A 24,426-nucleotide genomic window follows, 5' to 3' on the forward strand; every position below is an offset into this window, starting at 1 on the left:
CCACAATGAAAAAAACAAAAGCAATCTTAATTGGAGCTGGTGACAGGGGTGCAAAGTCGTATGCTCCTTATGCCGTTTCCTATCCACATGAATTAGAATTTGTCGCAGTGGCTGAGTTGAATCCGGAAAAACGGGCGGATTTTGCCAACGTGCATGGTCTTTCCAGTGACCGCTGTTTTGAATCCTGGGAAGAGATGCTGGACGAACAAATAGAAGCGGACGTTGCGTTTGTTTGTACACTGGATCGCCAGCATTATCAGCCGACCATACGCGCGATTGAAGCGGGGTACCATGTATTGTTGGAAAAACCGATGTCACCCGATCCGGAAGAATGTATCGCCATGGTTGAGTGTGCAAAGAAGCATCAGAAACTTTTAACCATCTGTCACGTTCTGCGGTACACTCCGTTTTGGCAAAATATTAAGAAGGTCATCGATTCCGGTGACATTGGGGATATCGTTTCCATTCAATTAAATGAAAACGTCGAAATCATGCATATGTCCCATAGTTTTGTGCGCGGAAACTGGAATAATAGTGATGAGTCCAGTCCAATGATTCTGCAAAAGTCCTGCCACGACATGGACATTTTAATGTATCTAATGGATCAGAAATGCAAGCATGTCAGCTCGTTTGGCTCCCTGATGCATTTTAATGAGGCAAACAAACCAGAAGGCGCGCCACTCAGATGCCTGGATGGGTGTCCGGCAGAGAATGAATGCCCATTTCATGCCGGCAGATATTATTTGGGCGAAGGAAAAGGCTGGGCGAAAAAGTTTACGACCGACCATTCGCGTGAAGGGATTATTCACGCCTTGAACACGACGCCATATGGGAAATGTGTCTATCAATCTGATAACAATGTTGTTGATCATCAGGTCGTTAATCTGGAATTTGAAAACGGTGCGACTGCAACATTCAGTATGTGCGGGTTTACTAGAGAGCAAACCAGAATTGTTCAGATCATGGGTACAAAAGGGGAAATCAGAGGAAAAATGGATGAAAACTCTATCTCTGTATTCGATTTTCTTACGCAAAATGAAACGGTAATCAATCTCAACGAACCACTCAGCGGCCATGGTGGTGGCGATGACGCAATTGTTAGGGATTTCCTGCAGGAGGTAAAAAACCATCAGGATGGAGATACACCATCAGCCACTGTATCACTGGAAAGTCACTTATTAGCCTTTGCCGCTGAAGCATCAAGGCTAGATAATGGTAAAGTAATAGATTTAAGGGACATAGGGACAGGTTCATTGTCCCACATAGCCCCTAGTAAGGAGCGTTAACCCATGTCAAAACTAACCGTAGTCGGAAAAGAGCTGTACATGAACGATGAACCAATCCAACTGATTTCCGGGGCAATTCATTATTTTCGAATTGTGCCGGAGTATTGGGAGGATCGGTTGCTGAAACTGAAAGCCTGTGGTTTTAACTGTGTCGAAACATATATTCCCTGGAACTTGCACGAACCTAAAGAAGGGGAGTTTAATTTTCGTGGAATAGCTGATGTAGAGCGGTTTATTCGGATAGCGGAGCGGCTGGGATTGTATGTAATCGTCCGGCCAAGTCCGTATATTTGTGCCGAGTGGGAATTTGGCGGACTTCCTTCCTGGCTGCTTGCCGATCGCAACATGCGGCTTCGCTCCTACCATGAAGCCTACCTGGAGAAGGTAGATAACTATTATGATGTCTTGTTGGAAAAGTTAAAACCGTTGCAGCAAACAAATGGCGGTCCTATTATTGCAATGCAGATTGAAAATGAATATGGAAGCTATGGAAATGATAAAAAGTATTTAACATACATAAAAGAAGCAATGGTGAAGCGGGATATCGATGTATTGCTGTTTACTTCAGACGGGCCAACAGATTTAATGCTTCAGGGTGGTACCGTCGACAACACGTTGGCAACTGTGAATTTCGGTTCGCGTCCAGTGGAATCCTTTGCAAAATTACACGAGCATTTTCCGAACACGCCTAACATCGTGATGGAATATTGGAATGGCTGGTTCGACCATTGGGGTGAACAGCATCATCAGCGCGATTCCCAGGATGCTGCTGACACCTTTGCGGAAATGCTGCAAAGTGGCGCATCTGTTAACTTTTACATGTTCCATGGCGGTACGAATTTTGGCTTTTATAATGGGGCGAACTTTGATGAGAACTATCAGCCAACCGTTACCAGCTATGACTATGATTGTCCGCTAAGTGAAACCGGCGACCTTACCCCTAAGTTCCATGCGGTTCGGGAAGCAATCGCCAAACATAAAGCGTTAGGTGAACTTGAACTGCCGGAACCTATCCCCAAAAAAGACTATGGAACGGTTCAAATGACGGAATCTATCAAGCTATTTGATGCACTAACGCAAATCAGTAAACCGGTTAGAAAAACACATCCGGAAACAATGGAGCAGCTGGGCCAGGACTATGGATTTGTACTCTACCGCACCAATGTGAAAGGTCCGCTTGGCGAAGTACCAGTAACGATCCAGGATGTGCGTGACCGTGCTCTCGTATTTGTCAATCAAGAGTTCAAAGGTGTCATTGACCGCTGGAATAACAACACGCTCATGATCGAGGTACCGGAAGAGGGAGTGCAGCTTGATCTGTTGGTTGAAAATATGGGGCGGATTAATTATGGTCCGTTATTGAATGATCCGAAAGGGATTACCGAGGGTGTCCGTGTTGAACGGCAGTTTATATTTGACTTTGAAATTTACACCCTGCCAATGGATAATTTGGAAAAACTATCCTATGATAAAACTGAAACTTTTGCTCAGGAAAATCCGACATTTTACCGGGGGACATTCGGAGTCGATGATATTGGCGATACTTTTGTAGAACTTTCAGGCTGGAAGAAAGGGATCGTCCTCATAAATGGGTTTAACCTGGGAAGGTACTGGGAGATAGGGCCGCAGCAAACATTATATTTGCCTGGGCCATTATTGAAGAAAGGTACAAATGAACTGGTTATCTTTGACCTGCACGGCCAGCAGAAAGCGGAAGTGGCATTGATTGATACACATAAATTGGGATAACTCGAGGGGACGGTCTTTGTGCGAAGATAAGAATGTATAAAATATGTCTAGCTCCAGCGCCCAGAAGCTGCCGTCATAAGCAATGGACACTACGAACGCTAAACCATGCGTTCTACGGTCCCTTGCTTATGCGTCCGCTTCTAAACGGGGCGCTTACGCTTTTCTTGTGTCCTTTTCGTACTAGAAAGGAGTTAAAAAACGATGAAACCGAATGTTGTATTGATGATGGTTGATCAGATGCGTGGCGATTGTTTAAGTATCTTGGACCATCCTGCAGTAGATACGCCAAATATCGATCAATTGGCAAGGGATGGTGTTTTATATGAAAATGCCTATTCCGCAGCTCCTTCCTGTGTTGCTGCCAGGGCCGCGGTGCTAACCGGGATGTCGCAGGACAAAAATGGGCGGGTCGGTTATGAGGATAAAGTGCCGTGGAATTATGAGCACACGCTCCCGGGCGAGTTTGCCAAGGCTGGCTATCATACGCAATGCGTCGGAAAACTTCATGTCTATCCAACTCGAAATCTAGTAGGTTTTCATAATGTGGTTTTACATGACGGGTATATGCATTATAATCGATTTAACCATACTACGAAAACATCCGAATCATTTGCAGCTACTGATGACTATCTGAATTGGCTCAGAGAAAAAGCGGGTGCCGGAAGTGATTTAACCGATTTGGGACTGGATTGTAATGCTTCAACAGTCGCAAGGCCGTGGCACCTGGCAGAGGAATTGCATCCAACAAATTGGGTAACAACGAAGTCAATTGATTTTTTGCGGAGAAGGGATCCGACCAAGCCGTTCTTTTTAAACATGTCTTACGTCCGGCCGCATCCGCCGTTTGACCCGCCAGAAGCCTTTTATAATATGTACATAAATGAGGATTTACCTGAACCATCTGTTGGGGATTGGGCTGAACAGGAGGATACTGACCGAATGGGATTGAACCCAGTTACGGCGAAAGGTATTGTTCCAAAGAAACGCTACAAACGGGCGCAGGCGGCTTACTATGCGCTCATTACCCATATTGACAATCAGATTGGCCGGTTTCTCCAGGCCTTACAGGAATATGGGGTGTACGATAATACAATTATTCTATTTGCTTCCGACCATGGTGAATTATTAGGTGACCATCATCTGTACCGGAAGATTCTTCCCTATGAAGGAAGTGCGAAGGTGCCGTTGATTGTCTCGGATCCAGGCGATAATCTGAAACTGGAAAAAAATAAGAAGATAAATAACGTGGTTGAATTGCGCGATATCATGCCGACTCTATTAGCTGCAGCAGATATCCCGATACCTGGTACTGTTAACGGCAAAAGTGTTCTGGAGTTGTGGAAAGATGGGGCGACTGCAAACTGGCGCGAATACATTCACGGAGAACATGCCTATGGCGAATCTTCCTTCCATTATATTACCGATGGGAAAGAAAAGTATATTTGGTTTTCGCAAACAGGTCGGGAACAGTTTTTTGATTTGGAAAAAGATCCACAGGAACTGGTTAATCAGGCCGGGAACCCCGATTATCAGGCAAGGGTTCAACAAAGAAGAAACCAATTAATCGGGGAACTTGAGGGACGGGAAGAAGGTTATTCCGACGGTGCGCGGTTGGTTGTTGGTCAGACACCCAAAAGTACACTGAATCATTTACGGGGGTGAAAGAATGAAGGAAACAGAAAAAGCGTCATGCTGCGCGGCGAGCCGGCCGAAAACGGAAACGAATAAGCGGGATCAGCAAATCGAAACAGCTTGCAAACCGGTTTCTTTGGATAAAATGGTCCATATCCCTGGCGGCACTTTCTTAATGGGTACCAATCATAAAGAGGGCTTTCCGGCTGATGGGGAAGGACCGATACGAAAGGTGACAGTCGATCCTTTCTATATCGATGCCCATACTGTCACGAACGAAGAATTTCAAGCTTTTATCACTGACACAGGTTATCAAACAGAAGCGGAGCAGTATGGCTGGTCGTTTGTATTTCACCAATTTGTTAGTGCGCAAACAGCGAAAAGTGTACGGCAGAAAGTGCAAGGTACCCCGTGGTGGTGGGTTGTTGAAGGGGCGGCCTGGAACCAGCCTGAGGGACCGGACTCGACGATTGACGATCGGATGGACCACCCAGTTATCCATGTTTCATGGAATGATGCTCAGGCTTATTGTAAATGGGCCGGAAAAAGGCTGCCAACCGAGGCGGAATGGGAGTTTGCGGCACGCGGCGGATTGGAGCAGAAGCTGTACCCGTGGGGCGATGAGCTGACCCCGGATGGTGTGCATCACTGCAATATTTGGCAAGGGAAATTTCCCGAGCGCAATGATGGCGAGGATGGGTATCTTGGAACAGCACCAGCTAAGTCTTTTCCAGCCAACGGATTCCGTTTATATAATATGTCCGGAAACGTGTGGGAGTGGTGCTCCGATTGGTTCAGCAGGGGGATTCATGCACGGGGCGGAAAGGACAACCCGAAAGGACCTGATAGCGGAGACAGCCGGATCATTCGCGGCGGCTCCTATCTATGCCATCGTTCGTACTGCAACAGGTACAGGGTGGCTGCCCGAAGCTCCAATACACCGGATAGTTCGACAGGCAATATGGGCTTTCGCTGCGTAAAAGATGGTTGAAAATCCTGAATTGCTTTATACTTTATATAAAAGTCGCTGAATTGGAAGGGAGGCCAGATCAAATGGCAACAATCAAAGACATCGCAAACAAAGCCGGTGTATCGCCTGCCACTGTATCGCGGGTACTTAATTATGACGCCAGTTTGTCTGTTGCGGATGAAACAAAGAAAAAAGTGTTTGAAGCCGCAGAAGAGCTTTCCTATCGAAAAAGACCTGGGAAACGCTATACCGGACAAAAAATTGCCGTGGTTCACTGGTATACCGAAAAAGAAGAACTGAGTGATTTGTATTATTTATCGATCCGGCTCGGTATTGAACAACGATGCAAGCAGCTAGATTTGGATCCTGATATTTATTTTTTTAATAACATAGATGATATTAATGCTGCTGAGATTGAGGGGATTATCGCAGTCGGGAAATTCAGTGAGCAGCAGGTAAAAGAGCTGACCGATATTAATCCAGCGGTTGTCTTTGTCGATTACAGTCCGAATGAAGACAAATACGATGCAGTGGTCATTGATTTTGAAAAAGCAACACAGAAAATTATTGATTACTTTATTTCGACCGACCATACAGAAATTGGCTTCATTGGCGGCCGTGAGTTTCTTAAAGGCGAAACGGACCCCTTGAACGACTTACGGGAAAAGACGTTTAGAACATACATGCAGGAAAAAGGGCTCTATGAGGAGCGCTTTGTTTTCGTCGGATCCTTTTCTGTGGAGGATGGCTACAATTTAATGGTAAAGGCGATCAAAGAGTTGGGCGACGACCTGCCAACTGCCTTTTTTACAAGCAGTGATGTTATGGCCATCGGCAGTTTGCGCGCACTGCACGAAGCGGGCATCGCAGTCCCTGACCGCGTAAGTGTGATCGGAATCAACGACATGTCCATTTCCAAATATGTCTATCCATCATTAAGCACAATCAAAGTCTACACCGAACTCATGGGCGAAACCGCCGTAGACACACTAATCGAACGCCTGGAAGGCCGAAAAATAGCAAAGAAAGTGTTCATCTCCACCAAACTAGTTGTGAGGAAAAGCGTTAGAGGAGCATAGTGGGTCGCGGGTGGGACGGAGGGACAGGTTCCTCGTCCCTGGGTGGAAAGATGAAGTTTTGGCCGTTATATCTCGGTTTTGGCTGATATATTCAGAAATTGGCTGATATATTTTTATTTTAGCCGTTATATTCAGAATTTGGCCGATATAATCCTGATTTGGCCGTTATTCTCTAATTACGGCTGATATAATCCTAGTTCGGCCGATAAAGACTTAGTTGAAACAAAAGCACCACCTTTTTCCAGAAACTAATTGGGGGATTTATTCATGTCGCTGTTGGCATTTGTTTTAATTATCATTTCAGCTTTTATGCACGCCACCTGGAACTACTTAGCAAAGCGGTCCAACGGTGGCTTTGCTTTTGTATGGCTATATACAGCGATCAGCGCAACCGTGTACGCCCCTTTTGTTATATTCCTGTTGATTTACCAGAACATTTCCATTGGCTGGCTGGAAATCGGTTTTATTGCCGGAAGTGCCATCATTCATTTGGGTTACGCACTAACCTTGCAAAATGGCTATAAGATCGGGGATTTATCGTTAATTTACCCTGTTGCACGGGGTACGGGTCCGATGCTCGTTGCAATTATTGCGGTGTTTATTTACGATGAACAACTGAGTCCTGCTGGCATAATGGGGATCATTCTGATTATTTTAAGTGTCTTTATTATCACGGGCGGGCTCCGGGTATTAAAGCAATCGGCAGCAATAATGCCACTTGGATACGGCTTCTTGATTGGGATCATGATTGCGGGGTATACGCTTTTAGACAAAGGAGCTGTGAGTGTATTTTTAATCTCTCCGCTTTTGTTAAACTACGGCAGTATCCTTGGGCAATTAATTCTGCTTTCTCCGTATGCCAGAAGCCATTGGAAAGATGTACGTTCGGATTGGAAAAGTCACCGAAAAGAAGCGATTGGTGTCGGGGTTTTAAATCCGCTTGCATATATCCTTGTATTAACAACAATGGTATTCACGCCTGTCAGTTACGTGGCCCCTGTTCGGGAAGTGAGTATTCTTATTGGCGCCATTATGGGGATGGTCCTGTTATCGGAGGGGTTTGGCCTGCGCCGGATTGTTGCAGCAGGAATAATGGTAATTGGCATTGTGGCAATCGCCTTATCATAGGGACAGAGGGACAGGTTGAGGCCACTGAAAAAGGTAAATGTGGTACAAAATATGTGAATCTATCATCGCATCTTGAATATACTGCGCTTTCCGCGGGCGAGTGTCGAGTCTCCTCGGACTGCCGTCCTCCGGGGTCTCGTCGATCTCTCACTTCCCGCAGGAGTCTCCGTATATTCAAGATGCTAAGTTAAGGTAAAAATTGAAACTTTTAAAATCCACCACTTTTTCAGTGCCTTCGGACAGGTCCCGCGTCCCGGGCTTAGTACCCTATTTTAGAATAGTGCTCACTTTTAGAATTTAATTATTATAGTTATGGTTTAGCCATACGCCGTGCAATCGTTGAAAGGAAATTATAAAATTACCCTTTTTGTTCGTCCAATTCCAATTGAAATAACGAAAGGCTAGCAGTATAAAACGAAAATTATCCCATTTAGATGAATGCTATTTTCTTTTACGGTTACTCTAAGGGAAAAAGCTTTGTCGGGAGTTGTTACTTGTGAAAGAAGAACAATTTGAAATGTTAAATAAAGCTATTACCAAACATGAAGAAACTAGCCAAATGTATTTAGAATACTGGAAGTTATATTCACATATGGGAACGTGGCAATTTTGGGTGATTTTTGTATGTCTGTTTGCATTACCATTAATTGTCTTGTATTTCACAATTGATAGGGAGAAAATATTTTTAATAGGGTTTTACGGATTTAACATTAATGTTTGGCTAACTTTTGTAGCCAATATTGGAACAGGGATAGGTTGGTGGGACTATCCTTATATGCTTATTCCTATTATTTCAACAGGTTTCTCGGTAAATTCTGCATTTGTTCCCGTCTTATTTATGTTGGTTTACCAGTGGACGTTAAATAATAAGAAGAACTTCTACTTTTATTCATTACTCACAGCTATCATTTTAACTTTTGTATTAGATCCATTGCTAGTCAGTTTCGACTTTTTAACATTCAGCAAAGAGTTTAACTACTTCTTGTTGCTGCTGATTTATACAAGTATTTTTCTGTTTTCTAAACTAATTACAAGCATATTCGTATATATGCAAAAAACAAAAAACAAACAGCCAAGTGCCTAATGAAAAGGTGTGATTCTTCAAAATTGGACCTAAATAAAATGCTTCCGGCATAGTACTTAGCTATAAGCCAATACTTTCCTATAATCGAAAAATCCTCGCCTAAGTTATGCAAATGCATAACACAGACGAGGCTTTTTTACTTTCAAAAAAGAACGGTTGATTCTTGACCTAATCCCATTTCCCGCATAACAATTTCTCTAAAACAGATATAGTAGATAAGTCCTAATCTTTCTACAAAAAAAGGGCTTTTTAACCAGTTTTTAAACCAATGTCACTAGTACTATTTCACCAATTTACAAAATAATCTAACAACAAACAATATCCATAAAAAATATGACAATATTTTTATTGTGGAAACGCTTTAACAAGGGTAACCTTGACTTGTATTATGGCACGTTGCACAGGGAATTTCCAGGCACAACACATCATTTTTTGTCGGGGAGGATGTGCCTGTCCTTTCCAAACCATTGTTAATCTATCAAAAAAAGGAGGTAAAAGAGAAAAGTGGCAAAACAACTTGTAAGAAAAGCATTTACCGTGTTTTTGGCAGTTATGTTGTTGGTTCCTTTTGCATTCACAAGCTATCTTCCATCGGTACATGCAGAAGAATTGAATCAAAACGTGTCTGTTGATGACGAAGGTGCAAAAGCGAAGGAATCACAAAAGAGAGAAGAGTCACAAGAAACCGCTTATTCATCTGCAACGGATGATCAGGCAGAAATTACGGACAACAACCTTGAAGAAGGGGATTTTGAAATTATTCAAGGTGACGGGAAATTAACCTATAACGATGATGGATCCGTAACATTCGGTGTTACATCAACTGGTAAAAATAAAATTGTCTATCAAAATATGGAGAAGATAAAGAATGGTATTTTTGAGGCAGACATTACATCGGATACAGATTTGAATCGTTTTGGTGTTATATATCGCGTCCAGGACCCTTCCGCGTATACATACGTTGGAACAGGCGACCAGAATAACCAGTATTTCCATGAAATCTTCGGTCCAACAAATAAATGGACCTCGATGACGAATGGTGAACCATTAAAAGCAGATCAAACCTACCATTTGCGCGTTCGATTTATTGATGATTCCGCAACGATCTACATTGATGATGAGAAAGTGGGATCCTGGACGCAGGCTGGTGGTGTAGATAAAGCTGGTTTACTAGGCCTAGAGAAGAGCCGTGGCGCAGCTAATATTACGATCTCAAATGTGAGCATCCAGGAATACACGCCACCAGAACCACCAAATACGGAACCGGTAGAACAGACGTTAAGCTCGGATTATATGGATGTCACGATTGATGAAGTATTCCCTCGGGTCATCAAATACAATGTAGACGACCACGTTATGAACGGGCAAGCATCCCCGGTTTACGGATTAAAAGTAAATAATATGCTTTATTACCCTGAAGTAAGTTTTGAAAAGGTTAGTGATAGTGAAGCAGTTTATACGCTAACAGTTAAAGATGAATTTGAAGGTCTTGATGCTACATTCACCCTTTCGCTAAAAGTAGACAATAATAAGGTTATTTACAGCTTTGACGAAATTAGCAATAAAGGGAATGCAGCGATTGAAACGATTGAATTTGCCGATATGAATTTTATCTCGGTAAATGCTACAGAAACGAATGCTAAAGCGAAATTAACCAATCTCAGCAGTGATGTTACCAAACCTGGTGACGTAACGGTGAAGGTTGACGAGGAAATGGAGAAAATGGGTACATCAAAGGGCTATTATACTGCATTTTTGTCTACGGACGAATTAAGTGCCGGAGTATGGTCCAGTTCGGAAGTGGATGGATACCATAACCTGATTGCCAACCGCAACGAAAATGACAATGGTGATAAAGCGCTTGGTATAGCTTCGAGTCCTTTGTATTACCACCGGGAGTTTATGCCAGAGCCATCGTCTAACAAACCAACCATAAAAATTGCCATCGCTAAGGATGTTAATGAGGATGATGAGGTGAACTGGCAGGACAGTGCAATTGCATACCGGGATATCATGCAGGATATTAAGGGATCCGAAAATGTAAACAATAATGTCGGAATGCGGATTGCAATGAACTTTGGATCACAAGTCCAGCAGCCATTTTTAAAAACATTGGATAATGTTAAAAAAGTAGCGCTTGCAACGGACGGGCTAGGGCAAGCTGTTCTTTTAAAAGGTTATGCAAATGAAGGACATGATAGTGGCCATCCCGATTACGGTGAAGTCGGTGAACGTATGGGTGGTGCGATAGATTTAAATACCCTGATTGAAGAAGGGCATAAGTTTAATACAGAAATCGGCGTTCATATTAATGCGCAAGAATCGTATCCAGAGGCGGATGCTTTTAGTGAGGACTTGATTAATGGTCCAAATTCTAAAGGATGGGGCTGGCTGGACCAGTCATACACGATTAATAAACTACGGGATTTGTATTCAGGAGCACGTGCTGAACGATTGGATAAATTGCAGGCAGCAGCACCAGGTCTTGATTTCATATATTTGGACGTTTGGTATCAGGATCAATGGGAGTCTGATCGAATAGCTGAACAAATTATGGACAGAGGATGGAGAATGACCACAGAATTTGGCACGGCTGTCGCAAATTACTCTACATGGCAGCACTGGGCTACTGACAAAAACTATGGTGGGCCGGAAAGCAAGGGAATTAATTCAGCAGTACTTCGGTTTATTAGCAATTACCAAAAGGACTCCTGGGTATTGAATTGGCCGGAAGCAGGAGGAACAGCAGATCATCCATTGCTTGGAGGATTTGAATTAGCTGGTTTTGAAGGATGGCAGTCGGATAAGAACTTCGATCATTTCATCCGCAAGACATTTAATACGAACCTGCCAACGAAATTTTTGCAAAAGTATTATGTGACCAATTGGGAAACGACCGAGGGAGACCCTACTGAAACCAATCTGGAAAAAGAAATTAAGTTAAAAGATCCAAGCAACGGGGATCAGGTCGTGGTAACACGAAAAGATGATTCCAGAGAACGGATCATTACGCTTAACGATAATGTTGTACTTGATGGAAATAAGTATTTGATTCCTTGGGTGGATCAAGACTTTGAAACTCCTACACCTGATTCTAATAAACTATATCACTGGAATTTAGAGGGCGGAGAGTCAACGTGGACACTTCCGGATGAATACGAAGGTGTTACGAGTCTAAAGGTTTACAAGCTAACTGACCAAGGCAGAACCGATATGCAGGAAGTGGAAGTGGTTAACAACCAAATTACACTGAATGCGGAAGCGGCAACTCCTTATATTATCGTTGCCGGCGACAATGAAGGCGTACAGGTCGATGAGTGGAGTACTGGCAATCATATCCATGATTCCGGGTTTAACACAGGAACAGTTGACGATGACGCAACGAAAGTTAAGGGCGATAAAAAAGCTGTAAGTGTTATACGCACTGACCAGAAAGGTGATGCTCGGAATTTAAGCAGCGGCGATTATTATTTGAATATAGATAGCCCAGCGAAAAAGACAAGTGTCACAAGGGAACTTACTGATTTGGAGCCTGGCAAAGATTATGTCGCCGAGGTCTATGTCGAGAATAACAGTGATGTGAAGGCCTCCATTTCAGTTAAAGGCGGCACCGATGATGTAAGCAATTATGCACTGCGCAGCTTGCAAAAGAACTATGTCAAAGCTGATTCCCATGCGACAAATGATGGGTATAACAGTAAAATGCAGCGCATGCAAGTAAGCTTTACTGCTGAAAGCGATACAGCCAAATTGACGTTAAGTCGTGAAGCGGGTGAAGGTAATACCAAATTTGATGACATTCGAATCGTGCAAAAGTCACTTGATAATTATGTTTCCGAAAATGTATTTGAACAAGACTTTGAAACGGTCGTCCAAGGAATTCACCCATTCGTTATCGGAAATACGGAGGGTGTACAGGATAATCGTATCCATCTGTCCGAACTGCATGCGCCATATACGCAAAAAGGATGGGCAGGCAAAAAAGTGGATGATGTAATCGATGGTAACTGGTCACTTAAAGTGAATACCGGAAACAGTGGATTGGTATACCGAACCATTCCGCAGCATTTTCACTTTGAGCCGGGCGAGAAATACAAGGTAAGCTTTGACTATCAAACAACTGCTGAATCCTATCGTTTTATCGCTGGCGACCAAGCGATTGATGTTCGTAATATTGGTGATGCCAAGGGATTGAAGGCGAATGAGCAGCTCCCTTCTGCAACCGATACGAATACAGTGGAGTTCACAATTACCGGCTCGAAAAATGGCCAAACGTATATCGGCCTGTTTAATGATGGAACATCCGTTAACATGCATACAGGCGAAGGCACGTTTATGTTGGATAATCTCCGTATCGAAAAGGTAGAAACAGTATCGAGTGTTGCTGATCTGCGGGCACTAGTTGATCAATATGATGAAGCTGGTGCATTTGAAAAAGACAGCATAGTTCATGCCTTGAAAATGCATTTAACCGCAGTGGAACGATTTGAACAAAAAGAGGAAGCAGAAAAGGTCGTGAAGCACTTAAACGGTTTTAAACTGCTGCTTGACCATCAAAAGGAAAAAGGGCTGATAACGGATGAAGCGTATGATGGCCTTATATCTGGTACCAACAGCTTGATAGCAAAATGGCAATAGGTGACGCAGCACGCGTCGCCTCTGCCAGGCAATAAGGTAACCATTTGGAAGTAGTGTTTTAATCAAAAGCTATTAAATTTGGAGGGGGATTTTGCATGGGGATTAAAAAGCAATTAGGAATGGGAGTTATGACAGCGGCGTTAGGTTTATCATTAATTGGTGGAGGCACTTTCGCGTATTTCAGTGACAGTGAGCAGACAAACAATACGTTTGCTGCTGGTATACTGGATCTGTCCGTGGATCCTACAACAATTGTCGATGTAGGTGAACTAAAGCCAGGTGATTATGTGATTAGGGACTTTGAGCTGCAAAACACCGGCTCCTTGGACATTGAAAAAGTATTTTTGGATACCGATTACAGTGTTGTGGATGCAAAGGGCGATAATACAGATGATTTCGGAAAGTATATCGAGGTTGAATTTTTATATAATGCAGACAAGCTTGATGAAGTTATTTACAAGACAACACTTGCCGAATTGAAAGAAATGTCTCCTGAAGCGGTCAATCAGCATATTTTCTATCCAACCCTTGGTGAAAAAGGATTGCAATCAGGCAATATCGATGATCTGGTAGTTAAATTTAACTTTGTGGATAATGGGGAAGACCAAAACGAATTTCAAGGTGACTCACTGAAGCTGGCATGGACATTCAATGCACAACAAGCAACTGGTGGTGAGAAATAATAGTTTAAGAGGGAGAGAGAGGATGACACATTCTCTCTCTTGCTTTATATTTTGATGCACGAGTTCAGAACATAGAAGGGCTGATGATATGAGTAAACGAAATGTTATCCTGCTCGCATTGCTGTTAATCCTTTCATCGTTATCACAAGTTGGTTTAGGGAGCAGTGAAGTCAGTGCAGAAAAACGGGCAGATGGAAATGACGATCATTATGAAATTTATCCGTTGCCACAAAACGAAAAAAATTTGGGCACGGAGTTCTCCATCACGGAAGAAGTCAATATTGTCGTGGAAGATACAATTGACGACCCAACAAGAAACTTTCTTCAAGAAATATTGGGTTCGAAATCATTACATGTGACTATATCAGACGCGGTTGTTTCAGATAAGACAAATGTGATTATAGGCACAAGAAATTCCAATGGTTATGTGGATCGCTATTTTACGAATAACATCGCGTATGATGATGCTATTTTCGATGAGATTGACCCGTATGTCTTAACCATGGACAAAGAACTTGAGGATAAAGGAACTATTGCCATTCTTGGAAAAGACACTGATGCCGCTTTTTATGCATTGGCCAGCCTGAAAATGATTTTTGACCAAATTCCTGGGAAAGAAATCCACTCCATGATGTACGAAGATTATTCGGATACCAAGTGGCGCGGATTTATTGAAGGTTTTTATGGATTCCCATGGTCACATGAATCACGAATCAGTCTGATGGAATATGGCAAAAAGCTGAAAATGAATGCTTATATTTTCGGACCAAAGAATGACAAATACCACAACCAGGAATGGAGAAAGCTTTATCCCGAAGATAAATTAGCGAAAATTGAAGAACTTGCTACGGTTGGAAACGAGACGAAAACACGCTTCATCTGGGCAATCCATCCCGGCTTCAATATGATCAATTGGGATGATTATGAGAATGAATTAGACACGTTGCTGAATAAATTCGAGCAGTTGTACAGTGTCGGAGTACGGCAGTTTGGCTTGTTTATGGACGATATTAGTACAAGTAAGGCGTTAGAAAATAAAGACAAGCATGTGAAGCTGATTACCGATGTTGCCAATTGGGTTGCATCTAAGGGAGATGTAAAGCCCTTGGTGTATACACCGCCGTTTTACAATCAGGCATGGACTGGTGAGACGGGGAAACCGTATTTAAGGGCACTAAGCAAAGTACCGGAAAATGTTGAGATTATGTGGACAGGCAGTGGCGTTGTTGGCACTGTAAATGAAAAAGACATGCAGTGGCCGAAAAAATTAACCGGCCGTGATCCGTTAGTATGGCTGAACTGGCCCGTTAATGATTATGTTGATTCGAGACTGATGCTTGGAAAAGGTGAGGTATTGAAACCGGGAACACATAATATTGCTGGGGTTGTATCGAACCCAATGATTCAGGCAGAACTATCGAAAATTGCTTTATTTGCGGTTGCTGATTTCACATGGAATGTGGATGATTTTGATGATGATCAAAGCTGGAAAGATTCTTTTAAATACATTGCACCTGACGCAGCATCCGAACTGGAAACCATTGCGCATCATTTAAGTGATCCATCTCCAAGTTCGCATGGTCTTGTATTAGGAGAATCAGAAAATATCAAGAAGAAGCTAAGTCAATTTACAAATAAATTTCAAGCCGGGGACCCGGTTGACGGGGTCGGTGAACAATTGATTGATGAATTCGATCATGTGCTGGATGCCATTTCAGGTTTTAGAGAAAAGAGCCCAAATGAGGAAATGGTCAAGGAAATCGATCCATGGCTTAATAGTTTGCAAGCTGTTGCGAAAGCAGACAAGCAGGCGGTAAAGGCCGTTATTGCTTTGCAGCATGAAGATATGAACAAGGCATGGGAAGAGCTTGGCAAGGCCTCCGATTCGATGGCAAAGTCAAAAACTTTTACAATTGAGAAATTAAATTATCCGGATGTCACGGTTGAAGCAGGTGCCAAGCGATTGGTTCCGTTTGCTGAAAACTTAATCAATCAGCTTGATGCCAAAATTTTAACCGCCATTGATCCTGGGGCAACCGCCAATATACCGATCACATCGTATGAAAGGCAAGATATGGGAAATATGGTCGATGGAGACGAAGAGACGTATGCTTACGTCAAAATCATTCAGGAAAACGGTGATTGGTACGGTGTTGATTTAGGTAAAACGGTAAAGGTTAATGACATTCGTATTTTACAAGGAAGAAATGATGGCGATCACGATATTTTTCAGAAAGGGATTTTAGAGTACTCCGTTGACGGCGAAAACTGGGAAACAATTGGTGATGAACAGACTGGTTATCTGGTTGAGGCTGACGACTTGGATGTAGAAGCAAGGTATATCCGGTACCGGTTAACCCATGCAGGAGTCCCCGGCGGTAAACCGGATTTGTGGACTGCCGTCAGAGAATTTACAATCAATGCAAACAAAGATACCGAACGTCTTTACACAAATGTAGAAGCATTGAAGGACACAGATTTACAAACGACTGATACATCGGCAAAAATCAAGGATATTAGTGACATTACTTTAGAGCCCGGTCAATATATCGGAATTGCGCTAAAAACAATTGAGCAAATTGAGGATATAGAACTGGAAAGCACCAATCAGGACCTGTCAGTAGAAGTTTCCGAGAACGGGATTGAATGGGAAAAGATAACGGCGGATTCCTATCCGAATGCTGCTTATGTGCGCATAGTCAATAACACGGAAGAGGATATCACGTTTGATTTGAATAAGTTCATTGTGAAACTGCATAAGTTTGCCGAACCGGCCGTTACGCATAATTACCCAAGTGTTTATCAAGGTAAACTTGGAGATGTTTATGATGGGGACCTGAATAGCAAAGTATGGTTTGGTGGTATGCAGGATGCAGGCAACTATGTCCAAATTGATATGGGCGGTATTGTCAACGTGGAAAATGTTGCCGTTGTCATTAATGATGGAGAAGGCGACTTCTTTAGAGAAGGAAATTTACAGATTTCCGTTGACGGCGAGACATGGAAAACAATCCATACTTTTGATCATCCAGAAGACAGAAGCCTGAACTTTCCGGACCATGAAGTGCCCTACCGCTACAAAAGGGTTCAGGTTGATGGGGAGCAAGCAAGATATATTAGACTTCTGTCAACGGCAGATAATGATGTATGGCTTGCATTGAACGAAATTATCGTAAATGAAGGAAGTGTTAAGCCTGGAAACGAGGATTTCACAATTCAGGCAAATCCAAAAGGTATGAATGGATATGAAGCATGGCGGGCAAAAGATCAGAAACTATCAACCTATTATACACCTAGAGGAGACGAAGAGGCTGGCCACTTAACTTATAAACTGGTAAAAGAAACAGAAATTGATGATGTGATTATTTTACAAAATCCAAAGGCAATTTCTAATGCAAAGGTTTCAGTTAGAGATGAAGGGGGCTGGCATCAGGTCGGTCAACTATCGAAATCATTGCAAACGATTGATACATCAGCATATGATCATGTGCTGGAAATCAAACTGGAATGGGATGGTTTCGTGAAACCGCAAATTCATGAAATCATACCTGTCACAAGACAAGAGCCTGTCGTAAACAGTGTTGATGACATTGCAGGAATCGTTAAGCAACTTGAAAAGGATGATGCATTTAAGAATCAGCAAGTTGTTCATGCATTACAGCTTCATCTAAAAGCAGTCAAACAGTATGAAAAACAGGAGGATGCCGTTAAAGTGATCAAACATATGAACGGTTTTAAAACACTGCTTGATTATCAAAAAGAAAATAACCTGATTTCTGAGAAGGCTTACAAGACACTTTACACGGTGTCAGATGCATTTATTGAACAGTGGCAGTAGACAAGGAGGAAGATTCCTATGAAAAAGTAGTATTGATATTTTTGCGAAATGTTTCCATGGAAGCTACAGCAGATTCTAAAGCTCATTTTGAAAGGAGACCCGTGGATGAAAAATAGTAATCAGCAAGTTCTGGCCAAATTTCTGATCTTTATATGTTTATGTTTTGCTTTTCAAAGTACAGCATTTGCCGGGGCTAAGAATACCCAGTTGGAAAACGATGTAAAGCAAACTGCTCAAAGCCCGGCATTTGAAACAGAAAATGCAACGAAAGCAGTGGAACGCCTTATTGGAAAGAAGTATGCGAAACAAATTAATTTTAAAGCGGTAGAAAAAAATGAGGAAAAAGATTACTTTAGCATTAAAAAGGGACGCAATAATAATGGCATCAAAAACCGAATTTTAATAGAGGGAACAAGTCCTTCAGCCCTTTTAACCGGGTTTAACTGGTATTTAAAATATGTTGCTCATGCAAACATTTCCTGGAATGGTGAACAGCTTGATTTACCAAAAAAGCTTCCTGTTCCGGAATCCATGATCAAAAAGGAGGCAAATGTTCAACATCGGTTTGCCTTGAATGATACGGACGAAGGTTATACACAGCCATATGCAGAGTGGGATTATTGGGAGCATAAGATTGATATATTGGCACTTCATGGTGTCAATGAAGTTCTGGTTTATCCTGGGCAGGAAGCGGTTTATAAGAAAACGTTTATGGAGTTCGGTTATACAGAGGAGGAAATGCTTGAATGGATTCCGCAACCGGCTCATCAGGCCTGGTGGCTGTTGCAAAACATGAGCAGCTTTCCTGATCCAATTTCCCAGGATGTTATCGATAAGCGTGTGAAACTGGGAAAGAAGATTGTCAAACGCTTGAAAGAACTTGGCATGACACCAGTTTTTCCGGGATATTTTGGAACGGTCCCGGCAGATTTTGAAGAGAAAAACCAAGATGCTAACGTTGTGCCTCAAGGAACATGGAGCGGATTTCAGCGTCCAGGATGGCTTGATCCAACAAGTACATTATTCCAAGAGGTTGCTGCAGCCTTTTATGAAAACCAGGAAAAAATATTTGGTGAAACAACGATGTACAAAATGGATTTACTACATGAAGGCGGGACAGCTGGAAATGTTAATGTGCAAAATGCATCAATAGCGGTACAAAATGCATTAGAAGAAGCACATCCCGGGGCAATATGGGCTATTCTCGGCTGGCAATCTAACCCCCGCAAAGAAACAATTAAAGCAGTGGATCGCAGCAAAATGCTAATAGTCGATGGGTTATCAGATCGTTATTCTGACCTAAACCGGGAACAGGAGTGGCTGAACACGCCATATGCATTCGGCTCGATCTGGAACTTCGGTGGACATACGACAATGGGAGCAAATATGTCGGTATGGAATTCCACTTATTGGGATTGGTTAGAAAAACCGGATAGCGCATTATCGGGAATTGCCATCATGCCGGAAGCAAGTGATAACAATCCAGTAGCATTCGATTTCCTTTCTGAATTAGCATGGCGAGATAAACCGGTAGATTTTGATACGTGGTTTAGCAAATGGACAGAACGACGGTATGGTAGTTCTGATCAGCATGCAATTAACGCATGGCAGGCACTTCAGGAAAGCGCTTATAGTATGCCGGCGAATGGATGGAGTGAAGCGCAGGATGGACTATTTAGTGCGGAGCCAAATCTATCTGCGACCAAAGCCGCATCATGGTCGCCATCGTCCATGCGCTATGACCCTGCAACTTTTGCAAAAGCTCTGCCGGAACTGCTGAAGGTCGATTCATCTTTACGTACCAGCAGTGCCTATCAATATGATTTGATGGATGTCACGCGTCAGGTAATATCAAATGAAAGCCGCTTACTGCTGCCGCAGATTAAAGCAGCATACAACGCAAAAGACACGGAGAAGTTTAACAAACTACGTAACCAATGGCTGGATTGGATGAAGTTACTTGACCAGGTAGTGGGAACAAATGAACAAACCATGATTGGCCCTTGGCTAGAGAAGGCGCGTTCATTCACCTCCAATGAAGCGGAAGCAGTAAAACTGGAATACGATGCCCGTACGCTCTTAACTGTTTGGGGAAACAGGTCTGGATCTGAGGCAGGATTACAGGATTATGCCAACAGGGAGTGGCAGGGTCTTGTTGGTGATTATTATTACTCAAGGTGGAAGACTTATTTCGATTCGCTTGACAAAGCCCTGAGAACAGGAGAAGAACCGAAAGCAATTGATTGGTACGAATTTGGAAATAACTGGGCGCAGCAAACAAATGATTATCCGCTTGAACCAACTGGTGATATTTATGAGCTTGCTCAGCAGGTATACGATGAGCTGGCATCGCAGCAGCTAGCAAGTATAGAAATGAATAGTGATTGGCCGGCTGTTCACCTGGAGAATCAATAACGTTATCTGTAACATTTACCAATCACAATATGTTTGTAGATGCCAAGGACGTTCAGTTATCAATGAACACACCGAGCGGAATTATCGCTGAAGCATTAACCGACGTGACAACTGATTCAGTGGCACCGGGGGAAACATTTGCGGCTGAATGGAAGATTTCCGCTTTAGATGAATCTGGCAGTAACCTTTTGGCGAACCTGGACATTGCTGGTACCTATAGAATTAACAAAACGGATGCACAGACATCAAACAACATTCGTTTACTAATTGAAAAAGATATCCAGCCGCCTTTTAAGACAAAATCATTTAATGATGCGATATTCAGTCAATCCGGTGAGCAATTTGCCATATACGGCGGTGGAAATGATCTGTGGGGGCTAACCAATGAGTACGGCACCATTTATCAAAAGGATGCGTTTAGCAGTGGAAGAAGTGTAATTACCAAAGTCATGTCACAGGATCATACCGGCCCTTGGGCACGTGCAGGAATTGTTGCCCGAAATGATTTAACCAAACAAAATGGTTCAGCTGGCTATATTAATTTAGCAATTACACCAGAGAACGGATGTGTTTTGAGCCGGGATAGCAATGGTGATGGGTATCTTGATTCCTATAAAAATGTAAAAACATTCACGACACCAGTATATTTACGGCTAACGCGTGAAGGACATACCTTCACCGGTGAGTGCAGTACGGATGGAGAAAATTGGACAATGGTTGGTAAAGTTGATGTTTCGGGAGCGGCAGAAGTAGAGGACGTTGGATTATTTATGACAGCTGCAAATGGTGCAACTGATAACAAGGGAATTGTTCAGTTTGAGGGATTTTCCATTAACCCAACAGAAGAAATAAGTATAACTGATTTGAAGAAACAAGTGAAACAGTTCCGACAAGATGGGGAGATTGTAAATGATAAGGCTGCTTATGCTTTAACATTGCATGTAACTGCTGTGGAACATTATGTAAATAACAAAGAGAACGATAAGGTCGTTAAACATCTAAAAGGATTTAAACAGCTTCTCGGTTATCAGGAAGAAAACAATTTGATTTCGGAAAAAGCCTATAAATCTATTAAATTTGCTACCAATTATTTGCTGGATAAATGGAAATAGACCCATTGATGGAAAGCTCTGTGGCAGGCACTAGCTTGCCACTTAAGCTTTCCTGATAAATACAGGCTGGAAAGGATTGAGTATGTTGAAAACAAAAACATTTCTAGGGTTGTCTTTCTCCCTTTTAATCATATTATGGGGGCTAGTCTAGGTCATCCAGTACAAGCTGCGAATGATCTAGTACTGGATTATTCCCTGGACCGTTCGTTTGATGGTTCCAGTGATTATGTGGATCAAACAAATGATTTAGAAAAGGTAAAGGGATTAAGCCAAGGATCCATGTTAGTCACGTTCAAAACGACAAGTACGAAGGTCGCTAATACCTTTATTAGTGCAGCGGATACGCAGGACCCTTCAAGCAATCTATCATTCACCATGAACAATGGAGGCATTTATTTCGAAAATCGCGAGAATGGGGCGTATGCCACAAGGCTAACTGCCTCCGGTTCATTCAATGATGGTAATTGGCACACAGCAGTGTTAACGGTAGGCAGTAGTGGTACTAAAATTTATGTGGACGGAAGGGAGATGGGGTCATCCGAGTCGACAGCGTTCTTCTCTAATGTGACGGATCCCGATGGAATGTGGATCGGCAAAAATGTCGACAACACTGGTGGACAGTGGTACTACAATGGCAGGATCGATAAGCTACAGGTATATAATAAGGCGCTAAGTGCGGAAGAAGTGAGAGCGTTAAGTGACGGTGCCACGAATGGGTTTTTTAAAGAAAAGGAACTATTTAATATAAACGATGGAAAAGGGTATGCGCAATACCGGATACCGAGTATTTCCGTGACCGCCAATGGAACGATTCTTGCGGTAGCGGAAGCGAGAACTGGCGGGGATCAAACTCCTACAGATCTCGTCCTCAGAAGGAGTACGGATGGTGGAGAAACTTTTTCCGAGCAGGTCATCCTGGCACCGGGTGTAGCGAATGGACACGCGGAGATGAATCCAATGCTGCTAGCTGAGGATACTGGAAGCACGGTTCATTTGCTGTGGAGCCGCTGGGAATGGGGTAATTGTAAATATTTTATTCGGACAAGTACGGACAATGGTGCTACTTGGGGAGAAACGAGGAATATCACCGATGTGCTAGATGCTTACACGGACCCTGAAAGTCCTGATTATTTTCCAAATCTATCCGCTGCGGGCATGGGCCCAGGACATGGATTGCAGATGTCCAATGGTGCACTGGTTGTTCCTATCTATTTGACAACGGAAGGCTGGAGCAATAGTACCGTGGCTTACATTTATAGTACGGACGGTGGAACAACATGGCAGGCTGGCCCGAAAGTTCCGAATCCAGGTGGTTACACCAAGATCCATGAAAATATGATGGTGGAGCTTTCCGATGGTGGTTTAATGGCTAATATGCGAAACCCTGGCAGTGATTACAGAGCAGTTTCTACAACAGCTGGATTAAACGAACCATGGTCGACGCCAGTTTCTGATACGAAGTTAATCGATCCAGTAAATGAAGCAAGTTTGGCTACTTATGATGAAAATACGATTTTGTTTACGAACACGGCCAACACTTCAGCTCGCACAAACATGACGATTCGCATGAGTGATGACGATGGGCAAACATGGTTCGCGTCCAAAGAGATCTACGCTGGAATGACAGGGTACTCCGATGTTTATGTCGGACCGGAAAAAACAATCAATACGTTATATGAAAAACCGGCTGGCAGTAAAATTGTTTTAGCCCAGTTCAATAAAGACTGGATTTTGGGTGCAGCTAATATCCGGTTACAAACTTCGAAACAAATAGAGTCTGGGGAAACATCAACCGTCAAGGCAACCTTCACAAATCACAGTGAAAAAGTGGAGAAGGATGTTGAGGTAAACCTTGAGCACCCTGAAAATTGGGCTATAGAAGCTAGTCAACCTGTAACTTTTGATGAGGTAAAACCAGGGGAATCAGTCGAGGTTACGTGGAATGTCACACCGGATGAAACAGTTGAAGCGGGAACCTATGACCTAACGGCTGTAGCTTCCTTTACATTGAACGGCAATCAAACAAGCGCGACAGCATCCAAAAAAATACAAGTTCTTCCAAAAGTGCCAACGGAAACATCCTATCTAAGTGATTTAGGCTGGATCAGCGCCTTGAACGGCTGGGGGCCTGTGGAGCGGGATTTAAGTGTCGGTGAAAACGATGCTGGAGATGGCAATGTATTAACAATCAATGGAGAAACGTATGAAAAGGGTCTTGGCGTGCATGCCTACTCGGAAATTAGGTATCACATCGGTGGTAACTTTTCACGGTTTAAAGCTGAAATAGGAGTCGATGATGAAGTTGCTCCGTCCTCAGCGGCAAGTGTTGTGTTCCAAGTCTTTGGAGACGGTGAAAAACTTTTCGATAGTGGTTTAATGACTGGTGAAGATGAAGCAAAAAACGTAGACATTTCAATTGAAGATGTAAATGAGCTGAAATTGATTGTGACCGACGGAGGCAATGGCAACGGAAGCGATCATGCTGATTGGGCTAATGCAAAAGTGATTGTGGCTAAAGAAGACATCTCAGCAGCTACGATGAAAGCAATGGTGAAGGAATTTGCAGAAGAAGGAGAGTTTGTGAATGACCGCGCTGCCCACTCCCTTGACATTCATTTAACAGCTGTCGATCGTTATGAGGACCAGGGGTTAGGAGACAAAGTTGTCAAACATTTGGAAGGGTTTGCGCAGCTGTTGGACTACCAGAAAGAGAACGAATTGATTTCGAAAAGGGCGTATGAATCGCTTCAGGAAGATATGGAATATTTGGTGGAGAAGTATCAGTAGGAAGGTGTGGGGGCGCGGTTTGAAG

General features: G+C 42.9%; 13 protein-coding genes. All 13 read left to right on the forward strand.

Annotated elements, in window-relative coordinates; all coding sequences use genetic code 11:
* Positions 1–5: 5 nt before the first annotated feature.
* The 13 genes from CFK37_RS08485 (at position 6) to CFK37_RS08545 (ending at position 24,401) form a co-directional block, all read left to right on the forward strand.
* Positions 6–1,286: a Gfo/Idh/MocA family protein gene (locus tag CFK37_RS08485; RefSeq protein ID WP_089061455.1), complete on the forward strand. Its 1,281-nt coding sequence runs from the start codon at positions 6–8 to the stop codon at positions 1,284–1,286.
* A 3-nt stretch (positions 1,287–1,289) separates the two neighbouring features.
* Entirely contained in the window at positions 1,290–3,035 is a 1,746-nt protein-coding gene (locus CFK37_RS08490) for a glycoside hydrolase family 35 protein (protein WP_089061456.1), read from the forward strand.
* Positions 3,036–3,236: 201 nt separating this feature from the next.
* Positions 3,237–4,697 carry an arylsulfatase gene (locus CFK37_RS08495; RefSeq protein ID WP_089061457.1) on the forward strand — a complete coding sequence of 487 codons (1,461 nt, stop codon included), beginning with the start codon at positions 3,237–3,239 and terminating at the stop codon, positions 4,695–4,697.
* Between the two features lie 4 nt (positions 4,698–4,701).
* Positions 4,702–5,658 carry a formylglycine-generating enzyme family protein gene (locus CFK37_RS08500; RefSeq protein WP_089061458.1) on the forward strand — a complete coding sequence of 319 codons (957 nt, stop codon included), beginning with the start codon at positions 4,702–4,704 and terminating at the stop codon, positions 5,656–5,658.
* A 62-nt stretch (positions 5,659–5,720) separates the two neighbouring features.
* Entirely contained in the window at positions 5,721–6,716 is a 996-nt protein-coding gene (locus CFK37_RS08505; RefSeq protein WP_089061459.1) for a LacI family DNA-binding transcriptional regulator, read from the forward strand.
* 267 nt (positions 6,717–6,983) lie between these two features.
* The gene (locus tag CFK37_RS08510; protein WP_089061460.1) at positions 6,984–7,844 is read left to right on the forward strand and encodes an EamA family transporter; all 861 of its coding nucleotides are present in this window, start codon (positions 6,984–6,986) and stop codon (positions 7,842–7,844) included.
* Between the two features lie 496 nt (positions 7,845–8,340).
* A complete protein-coding gene (locus CFK37_RS08515; RefSeq protein WP_245837333.1) occupies positions 8,341–8,928 on the forward strand; it encodes a CBO0543 family protein in 588 nt (195 codons plus the stop codon).
* Between the two features lie 504 nt (positions 8,929–9,432).
* Positions 9,433–13,566: an endo-alpha-N-acetylgalactosaminidase family protein gene (locus CFK37_RS08520; RefSeq protein WP_245837334.1), complete on the forward strand. Its 4,134-nt coding sequence runs from the start codon at positions 9,433–9,435 to the stop codon at positions 13,564–13,566.
* Positions 13,567–13,661: 95 nt separating this feature from the next.
* Positions 13,662–14,249: a CalY family protein gene (locus tag CFK37_RS08525; protein ID WP_089061461.1), complete on the forward strand. Its 588-nt coding sequence runs from the start codon at positions 13,662–13,664 to the stop codon at positions 14,247–14,249.
* Positions 14,250–14,337: 88 nt separating this feature from the next.
* Positions 14,338–18,087, forward strand: a complete 3,750-nt coding sequence (locus tag CFK37_RS08530) for a glycoside hydrolase family 84 protein (protein WP_089061462.1) — start codon at positions 14,338–14,340, stop codon at positions 18,085–18,087.
* Between the two features lie 105 nt (positions 18,088–18,192).
* The gene (locus CFK37_RS08535; protein WP_172840475.1) at positions 18,193–20,502 is read left to right on the forward strand and encodes an alpha-N-acetylglucosaminidase; all 2,310 of its coding nucleotides are present in this window, start codon (positions 18,193–18,195) and stop codon (positions 20,500–20,502) included.
* Positions 20,503–20,564: 62 nt separating this feature from the next.
* The gene (locus tag CFK37_RS08540) at positions 20,565–21,614 is read left to right on the forward strand and encodes an FIMAH domain-containing protein (RefSeq protein ID WP_089061464.1); all 1,050 of its coding nucleotides are present in this window, start codon (positions 20,565–20,567) and stop codon (positions 21,612–21,614) included.
* Positions 21,615–21,749: 135 nt separating this feature from the next.
* A complete protein-coding gene (locus CFK37_RS08545) occupies positions 21,750–24,401 on the forward strand; it encodes an NPCBM/NEW2 domain-containing protein (protein WP_089061465.1) in 2,652 nt (883 codons plus the stop codon).
* The last annotated feature ends 25 nt before the right edge of the window (positions 24,402–24,426 follow it).

It is taken from the genome of Virgibacillus phasianinus (assembly GCF_002216775.1).
GTDB classification, from domain to species: Bacteria; Bacillota; Bacilli; order Bacillales; family Amphibacillaceae; genus Virgibacillus_F; species Virgibacillus_F phasianinus.

Excerpts from the sequence above, each read along its gene's own strand:
- CFK37_RS08485 (WP_089061455.1), top strand. The coding sequence starts at position 6 with ATGAAAAAAACAAAAGCAATCTTAATTGGAGCTGGTGACAGGGGTGCA.
- CFK37_RS08490 (WP_089061456.1), top strand. The coding sequence starts at position 1,290 with ATGTCAAAACTAACCGTAGTCGGAAAAGAGCTGTACATGAACGATGAA.
- CFK37_RS08495 (WP_089061457.1), top strand. The coding sequence starts at position 3,237 with ATGAAACCGAATGTTGTATTGATGATGGTTGATCAGATGCGTGGCGAT.
- CFK37_RS08500 (WP_089061458.1), top strand. The coding sequence starts at position 4,702 with ATGAAGGAAACAGAAAAAGCGTCATGCTGCGCGGCGAGCCGGCCGAAA.
- CFK37_RS08505 (WP_089061459.1), top strand. The coding sequence starts at position 5,721 with ATGGCAACAATCAAAGACATCGCAAACAAAGCCGGTGTATCGCCTGCC.
- CFK37_RS08510 (WP_089061460.1), top strand. The coding sequence starts at position 6,984 with ATGTCGCTGTTGGCATTTGTTTTAATTATCATTTCAGCTTTTATGCAC.
- CFK37_RS08525 (WP_089061461.1), top strand. The coding sequence starts at position 13,662 with ATGGGGATTAAAAAGCAATTAGGAATGGGAGTTATGACAGCGGCGTTA.
- CFK37_RS08530 (WP_089061462.1), top strand. The coding sequence starts at position 14,338 with ATGAGTAAACGAAATGTTATCCTGCTCGCATTGCTGTTAATCCTTTCA.
- CFK37_RS08535 (WP_172840475.1), top strand. The coding sequence starts at position 18,193 with ATGAAAAATAGTAATCAGCAAGTTCTGGCCAAATTTCTGATCTTTATA.
- CFK37_RS08540 (WP_089061464.1), top strand. The coding sequence starts at position 20,565 with ATGAACACACCGAGCGGAATTATCGCTGAAGCATTAACCGACGTGACA.
- CFK37_RS08545 (WP_089061465.1), top strand. The coding sequence starts at position 21,750 with ATGGGGGCTAGTCTAGGTCATCCAGTACAAGCTGCGAATGATCTAGTA.